The following is a 6,759-nucleotide window of genomic DNA, read 5'->3' on the forward strand; positions in this document are numbered from 1 at the left end:
TGTCCCTCGATCATTACCCGCATCTCACTGATCCGTTCTCTCAACGGGCGCGGCATCTTTCATGCCACCTCCTGTTCATGGTAAGAATCGGGACAGTAGCTCAGCCGCGGACGAGCAGCATAAAGCGCGACTGGTCCGCTACCGAACTTTCGAATTGCCCGGTAAACGTAGTCGTTATGGTTCTAGCACCCTGTTTTCGAATGCCGCGCATCGCCATGCACATGTGCTCGGCTTCGACCATGACAGCCACGCCTCTGGGCAGCAGACTTTCGTCCAGCGCCTTGGCAATCTGAGATGTCATCGTTTCTTGCGTCTGCAGCCGGCGTGCGAAGAGATCGACAAGGCGAGCCATTTTTGACAGTCCAAGCACGCCGCCATCCGGGAAATAGGCAATGTGGGCAACGCCGTGAAAGGGCACCATGTGATGCTCGCAATGAGAATGGAATTCGATATCCTTGACAATCACCATGTCACTGTATCCCGCAACGTCGGAAAAGGTTTTCGCCAGGATGTCTGCAGGGGCTGTGTCGTAGCCGGAAAAGAGCTCACCGTAGGCCTTGGCCACGCGCCTCGGCGTATCGATAAGACCCTCTCTCGAGGGATCGTCGCCGGCCCAGCGGATCAAGGTCCGCACCGCGGCCTCGGCTTCCTCCCGTGTCGGCATTTCTGAGGTGGCTCGAAAATCGGTCTCGCCAACGATTGCGTCCATTGTAACTTCTCATCTGTTTTTTTGCTCCGATGGTACGATCAGCGTCTGTGGCCGGATCAAATCCAGCGGACGCGGACACCAAATTTTTGATCTGTTTCGTGAGAGTGTCGTAGACACTTCGTCCTACGGAGCGGAGATCAATGGCGAAAACCATCGCGATTGTTGGCAACGGCACATTTTCGAACGATGACGCGAGCGCCATAGATAGCTGTGATCTCGTCATCAGGTTTAATGACTGCCGGTCGGTCGGCGAGGGCGGCGTTCGAACCGATATTGTTGCCGTGTGCAACACCGGTCGCCCAGCGGCAGTGATGATCGGGTCAACGACCTGGCGCAACAATCCTGCCGTCAAAAGAGCCGCAACGATATGGTGCGTTCGCGATATTTCGAAATTCGTCGAGCTAAAGCCGCTGCTTGCGATCCAACACCCTTCGCTCGACGACTTCTGTGACGACTACACGGAACAGTTCGCCAGCTTCGCCGGTGAAACAAACAAACGCTTCGCGATGATACCGCGCCGATATCACGAACTCGTCGATTTGGAGCTTCAGGCTTTCACGCCTGCCAGCTATGTGGTTCCGAGCTCGGGATTGCTCGCTATCGCCTATGTCATTGGTGAGATCTCCGCTCCTGACGATCAGGTTTTACTCGCTGGTTTCTCGCATCAAGGATGGGATGGTCATCCGTTCGATACCGAGCGCAGCTTGGTTGAAAATCTGATAGCGCAGGGACACATGCGCAGGCTATAGCGCAGATTGTCGGTGCAGCGTGGATCACGAGCGCAAAATGGAAGGGCGGGCATTTAAAGTGGAGGTTATGTGTGGCAGCCAAATTGAGAGTTGGGATTGTCGGGGCAGGCATGGCAGGCCTCACGGTTGCGAAGTCGCTTGCGAAAGTTGCCGACGTAACAATTTTTGAAAAAAGCAAAGGCGTCGGCGGTCGGATGGCAACGCGTCGGATCGGGGATGTCGCATTCGACCACGGAGCACAATATTTCACGGTGAGGGATGAGGAGTTCGGCAACCTCGTGAATGAGGCTTGTAGCATCGGTCTCGTTGAGCCGTGGATGGGCGATGTTGTTTCGTTGGCGGAAGGCAACCCTGTCCGACGCGTCTTTCCCAGTTCGACGCGATACGTCGCGGTTCCTTCCATGACCGCCCTGCCGAAATGGATATCCGCCGGCCTCGACATCCGGCTGGGTCTGAGAGTAGACGAAATTATTGGGGAGCCCGCTCGTTGGCACATCCGCGCCGGGGATGTTTTGGAGGGGCCGTTCGATTGGATCATCGTGACCGCGCCAGCTGCCCAAACCGCGGCTCTGCTCCGATCGATGTTCGCACATCATCAGATTATAAATAATGTCAGAATGCACGCATGCTTCACATTGATGATCACACGGGATGCCAACACCATCGTTCCTTTCTCGGGCGCTCACGTCTCTGATCCCATCATCGGATGGATTGCTTTTAACCAAACGAAGCCAGGCCGCACAGGCCCAGCATCGGTCGTGGTCAACGCCAATTCCGCCTGGGCCGATTCCAATATCGACTTGCCCGTCGATATCGTCCACGCTGAAATGATGATAGGCTTACAGCGCTTTATGCGGATCGAATTGGCAGAAGCCAAAACTACTGTCCTCCACAAGTGGCGGTACGCTGACGTCGAAACTCCCGCTCGTGAGCCGTTTCTGTGGGATAAGCAAACACAGCTTGCGGCTTGCGGCGACTGGTGTATCGCTGGACGCGTTGAGGCCGCGTACATGAGCGGATTGAGCCTCGCAAAGGCGCTAAAGGGCGTAAGCGCCGTCGGCAATTGATGCACACGTGCCGATCCCGCTACCGCCTTGACCTGGCTGCTCACGCTGCCGGTCCGGCACCGTATTGACGTGTCGAACTCACGCCTCAAATATTGAGAGGGTTCCGATCGATTCTTGAACAGCCCTCGTGGTTTTGCTGAAGTATCTACCGTTGCAATCAAAACGACCTGTCACTGCCCGCCAAGATACTCAACACGTTGACGCCACTTAACGAACGCGATCGAGCCGTAAAACAGTCAGTCACGATCGATGCTCGCGTATCGAAGCACGATGAAAGCGGTCAGGCTTGCCAGTTTCGTTCCAGAGGTGCAGCGGCATGCCAATGTATGTCCGCGCGTGAACACAAAAACTGCGAACACAAAGGCCGCCATAATCCGCTTCCACCATCTCTCGCTGGCGCGAAACCGGCTCACATGGCTTTTGGAGATGCCGCTCATCCCCATGGCTTTGACCAGATCATCGACCGACCGTGTCGATATTCCTTGAATGTACGCCTCTTGGATAACAGCCGTCAGAGCTTTCTCCGCCATGCGGCGCGGTTCGAGGAAGCTCGGAAAGTAGCTACCTTCGCGCAGCTTCGGAATGCGAAGCCTGACTGCACCAGCTCGCGTCTCCCAATCGCGGTCACGATAGCCATTGCGCTGCGCAAGCCGCATAGGGTTCTTTTCTCCGAAACCTGCACCCGTAGCTGAGCCGGCCTCCAGTTCCATCAGCCATTCAGCGGCAAAGCCGATCATCTCGCGCAACAAATCAGCATCCGCGCTCTTCTCAACGAGCGAACGCACGTTCATCATGTCAGTGGTCATCAGTGATCTTTCCGTCAGGTTGTGTCTTGAACAACTCGACCCTAGCGGAAAACACTGATGGCCGCCCGCACAGCCCCTCACTCGCTACAGCGCAATTGGGGGCGCGCTCGCGAGAGGCTGCGCTACCACCGAGTCACACCGCTCGGTGGGGCACGATCTAACAGAGCGCTGGAGTGTAGCTGTAGCAACTCATCTCGCTATTGCCCAGCCTGTCGATCAAAGCTCGGCATCCTGGAGAGTGTCGGCGGCCATTTTATAGACTGCGAGCTTCCCGATGAAACTGACGTGTCGCAGAGCTGGCAGAGCCTCAAGGCAAGGATCGATGCTGGAGAGATAGAAAACGTCCTGCCTATAAAAAAGAATCCTCGACAGGATAAAACCTATCCCAAGCCCCTCAATGGATACATCGAGGCCGCCGGCGGGCTGAAGTTGTACGAACTCGGTCGCGGGGCAGCGCGGATGTTGATACCGACCGGCGACAACACGACAACTGTACGGCTGCTAAAAATACCTGCTGGTCAGCCAGTTCCGGAGCATTCGCACCGCGGCATGGAATTGACACTTGTCCTTGAAGGCAGCGTCAGCGACGCGGTTTCGACATTTTCGCGCGGTGATGTCGAGATGCGGACGACACGCTGATGCATCAGCCTAGGGTCGACGCCGGCAAGAACTGCATATGCCTCGCTGCTGCGCTTCAAAAGTAGATTGTTGCGGATGATACAGCCATTGATTGGCATCTGACGGATATCGTCCACGTTCGAGCGTTCTTACGAATTCGTGATACATTGAAGCACCAAATTCTTCGGTATCGTGGAGAGAATTTTGAACCGGCGCCATGGTCGTTCGTACAATCAGTACCGAGCCAGAAGGCCGGCATTGAGAGGAGACGACTATGAGAAAGCTTATGATAGTTTCGGCCGTTGCCATTGCCGCCACCGCCACAGGTAGCTTCAGTGCATATGCCGCAAACCCGAGTGTCGGTGGTGCGGCCATGTATGAAAACAAGAACATCGTAGAAAATGCCGCCAATTCAAAAGATCATACTACGCTCGTGGCTGCGGTGAAAGCTGCTGGTCTCGTCTCCACGCTTGAGGGCAAAGGGCCGTTTACGGTGTTTGCGCCGACAAATGAAGCGTTCGAAGCACTTCCAAAAGGCACCGTTGACACGCTTTTGAAGCCTGAAAACAAGGATAAGCTGACGAAAATCCTCACCTGCCATGTCGTTGCGGCCGACGCAATGGCCAGTACCGTTGCCAAGATGATCAAAGACGATGGTGGCGAGCATGATATCAAAACCGTCGGCGGCTGCGTTCTGAAAGCCAGGGAAAGCATGGGTAAGATCATGTTGACCGACGAGGCAGGCGGAACGGCAACGGTGACGATCGCAGACGTGAAGCAATCGAATGGCGTCATTCACGTCATCGACAAGGTTCTTTTGCCGAAAATGTGATGAGAGATGCCGGGCCGCCTTAGCGGCTCGGCATTTGTTTTATAGACTATTCGGGTTGCGTTAATCCCGAGCTTTCAGGTCGCTCATTTGACTGCCATCCGAGTTCTTTGCACAACTCTTCACCGGCAGCAATTCCGCTTCGACCATCTTGAAACGGCCCTCTCAATATGATCGTTTTCCCGCGGAAAACGACGATCACAGACCTTGTGACCGGATCGTGGAAAACTGTCATGTCATCCCATACTTCAACCACCATCTCCATTAAAAAAGGGGTCGGCGGACGTGCCGCCAACCCCTGCGCACGTTTATACGGCCCGCGACAGCTCCTGGGGCGGGGAGCCTGTCCCGCCTTCAAATGATTTCGAGTAGGACGCAGTTGATGCGCCGCATTTTGTCGGCAGATCAAAAAAACAAATATGGCGTAACTGATCGATAATTCAGCTGCCCGGAGGCCCACGGGCCAGCAATCTTTGCAACGTGCGCCGATGCATCTGGAGCAGTCGCGCTGTCGCTGATATATTACGGCCAGTCTGGTCGAAGACCGTATTGATATGTTCCCATCGCACCAGGTCTGCGGACTTGATGAATTGATCTGCGGACCTGTCTCCTTCGATCTTTATGCCTAGTACTTCCAAGATCTCATCGGCATCGGCGGGCTTGCTCAAAAACTCTGTGGCCCCGCGTTTGACCGCCGACACCACTGCCCGAACATCCCCGTATCCAGTGAGGACGAGCAATTTTGTTGTTGGAGAAATCTCACTCGTTAGTTCCACGAGTTCTAGGCCGCTACCCGTTCCGATACGCAGATCAGTGATAACTATATCGAATTGACGAAGCCTGATGGCGACCTCAGCTTCCTCGATGGTCGTGGATATTTCCACAGCCAGTCCGCGCTCTCGAAAAGCCATGCCAAGCCTTCTCGCGAAGGTGATGTCATCATCGACAATAAGCAACACAAGGTTTGGCTCACTTGTGGCCAGCGGCCGCGAGACACCTGTGAAATAGGTTCGATCCATCGTCTTGCCACCTCTAGGCCTGAGCAAAAGACACGTTCCTAAGCCTCAACGACTTATCTTTCTTCACGGTTGAATTACGTCGATCCCTGACGTGCGGATCATTTTTCCACAATCTGAGTTCCTATCGCGACGAAGATTTTGTCGAGCTACTCTCTTATCGCGTGGCGCTCCTACCACACCTTTGGAAGGTAATCCGGACACAGTAGACAGTCCGTATCCACGTTTTCTGCTATTGCGGCCGCGTTTATCCGGTACCAGCGATCTCCGTGGTACACCTCCTGCTGACAAGATGAGATCGCTCTTCCCAAACTCGCTAGTCGCAATGGTGTTGATTATGGGATGGCCCCCTTCAGAGGACATGGAGTAGGATGGTCCGTCATTGAAGGAAGAGGAGCCGACCCATGACGATTTCAATTTTGGGTGCTGACATCGGCAAGAATAGCTGCAGCGTTGTCGGTGTCGACGACCACGGTGCAATCATCGTCCGTCGATACGGCGGCAGACGCTAATTGAGTTTTAAGAGCAAGACGCCAACTTGTGTCATTGCTATGGAAGTATGTCGCGGCGCTCACTACCTTGGTCGGCTCTTCGTGGCTCAAGGGCACGAGGTTCGGCTGATGTCTCAGAGTACGTTCGACTATATGTGAAAGCGCAGAAGAACGACGATCGGGATGCGGAGGGTATTGCCGAAGCTGCGTCGCGTCCGGCACTGCGGTTCGTCGATCTCAAAAGCAAAGAGCAACTCGATATCCAGTCCTTGCACAGAGTTCGGTCGTGTTCAAAGAACGACGCTGATCAATCAGAACCGCGCCATCCTTTTGGAGCGGGCCGGATCTTCTCTGCTGGCCGTTGCAAATTCGAGAGTGCGCTGGACGCTCTTCCACGGATCGTGCCCCGTAGCGTGGTGTAAGTCGACGGTAGCAAAGCCGCTCGCGAGCGCGCCCTTAGCGCGCTGTAGCGAG

6 protein-coding genes and 2 pseudogenes are annotated in these 6,759 nt (G+C 54.9%); 5 read left to right on the forward strand and 3 right to left on the reverse strand.

The window, feature by feature from the left end:
- Positions 1–100 precede the first annotated feature (100 nt).
- A complete protein-coding gene (gene folE / locus ACCD05_RS31270; RefSeq protein ID WP_112949852.1) occupies positions 101–709 on the reverse strand; it encodes a GTP cyclohydrolase I FolE in 609 nt (202 codons plus the stop codon).
- A 140-nt stretch (positions 710–849) separates the two neighbouring features.
- On the opposite strand from folE, the gene ACCD05_RS31275 reads away from it, so the two are divergent.
- Both ACCD05_RS31275 and ACCD05_RS31280 read left to right on the forward strand, forming a co-directional pair.
- On the forward strand, positions 850–1,458 hold the full coding sequence (locus tag ACCD05_RS31275; protein WP_112949853.1) for a Urease operon accessory protein: 609 nt from the start codon (positions 850–852) through the stop codon (positions 1,456–1,458).
- Between the two features lie 71 nt (positions 1,459–1,529).
- Complete coding sequence (locus tag ACCD05_RS31280) at positions 1,530–2,525, forward strand: NAD(P)/FAD-dependent oxidoreductase (protein ID WP_413397541.1); 996 nt, start codon at positions 1,530–1,532, stop codon at positions 2,523–2,525.
- Positions 2,526–2,929: 404 nt separating this feature from the next.
- On the opposite strand, the pseudogene ACCD05_RS31285 reads toward ACCD05_RS31280, so the two are convergent.
- Positions 2,930–3,331: pseudogene (locus ACCD05_RS31285) on the reverse strand (transposase); the annotation flags it as partial.
- A 285-nt stretch (positions 3,332–3,616) separates the two neighbouring features.
- Between ACCD05_RS31285 and ACCD05_RS31290 the strand changes: the two are divergent.
- Together ACCD05_RS31290 and ACCD05_RS31295 are read left to right on the forward strand one after the other, a co-directional pair.
- Positions 3,617–3,970 carry a cupin domain-containing protein gene (locus ACCD05_RS31290; protein ID WP_413397543.1) on the forward strand — a complete coding sequence of 118 codons (354 nt, stop codon included), beginning with the start codon at positions 3,617–3,619 and terminating at the stop codon, positions 3,968–3,970.
- 265 nt (positions 3,971–4,235) lie between these two features.
- On the forward strand, positions 4,236–4,781 hold the full coding sequence (locus ACCD05_RS31295; RefSeq protein WP_112436347.1) for a fasciclin domain-containing protein: 546 nt from the start codon (positions 4,236–4,238) through the stop codon (positions 4,779–4,781).
- A gap of 437 nt (positions 4,782–5,218) precedes the next feature.
- Here the strand turns inward: ACCD05_RS31295 and ACCD05_RS31300 are convergent, their stop codons facing one another.
- Positions 5,219–5,797 (reverse strand): response regulator, encoded by a 579-nt coding sequence (locus tag ACCD05_RS31300; RefSeq protein WP_112949860.1) that lies wholly within the window; start codon positions 5,795–5,797, stop codon positions 5,219–5,221.
- 401 nt (positions 5,798–6,198) lie between these two features.
- Between ACCD05_RS31300 and ACCD05_RS31305 the strand changes: the two are divergent.
- A pseudogene (locus tag ACCD05_RS31305) lies at positions 6,199–6,669 on the forward strand (IS110 family transposase); the annotation flags it as partial.
- Between the last annotated feature and the right edge of the window lie 90 nt (positions 6,670–6,759).

This window comes from Rhizobium sp. Rhizsp42 (assembly GCF_047304155.1).
GTDB lineage: Bacteria > Pseudomonadota > Alphaproteobacteria > Rhizobiales > Rhizobiaceae > Rhizobium.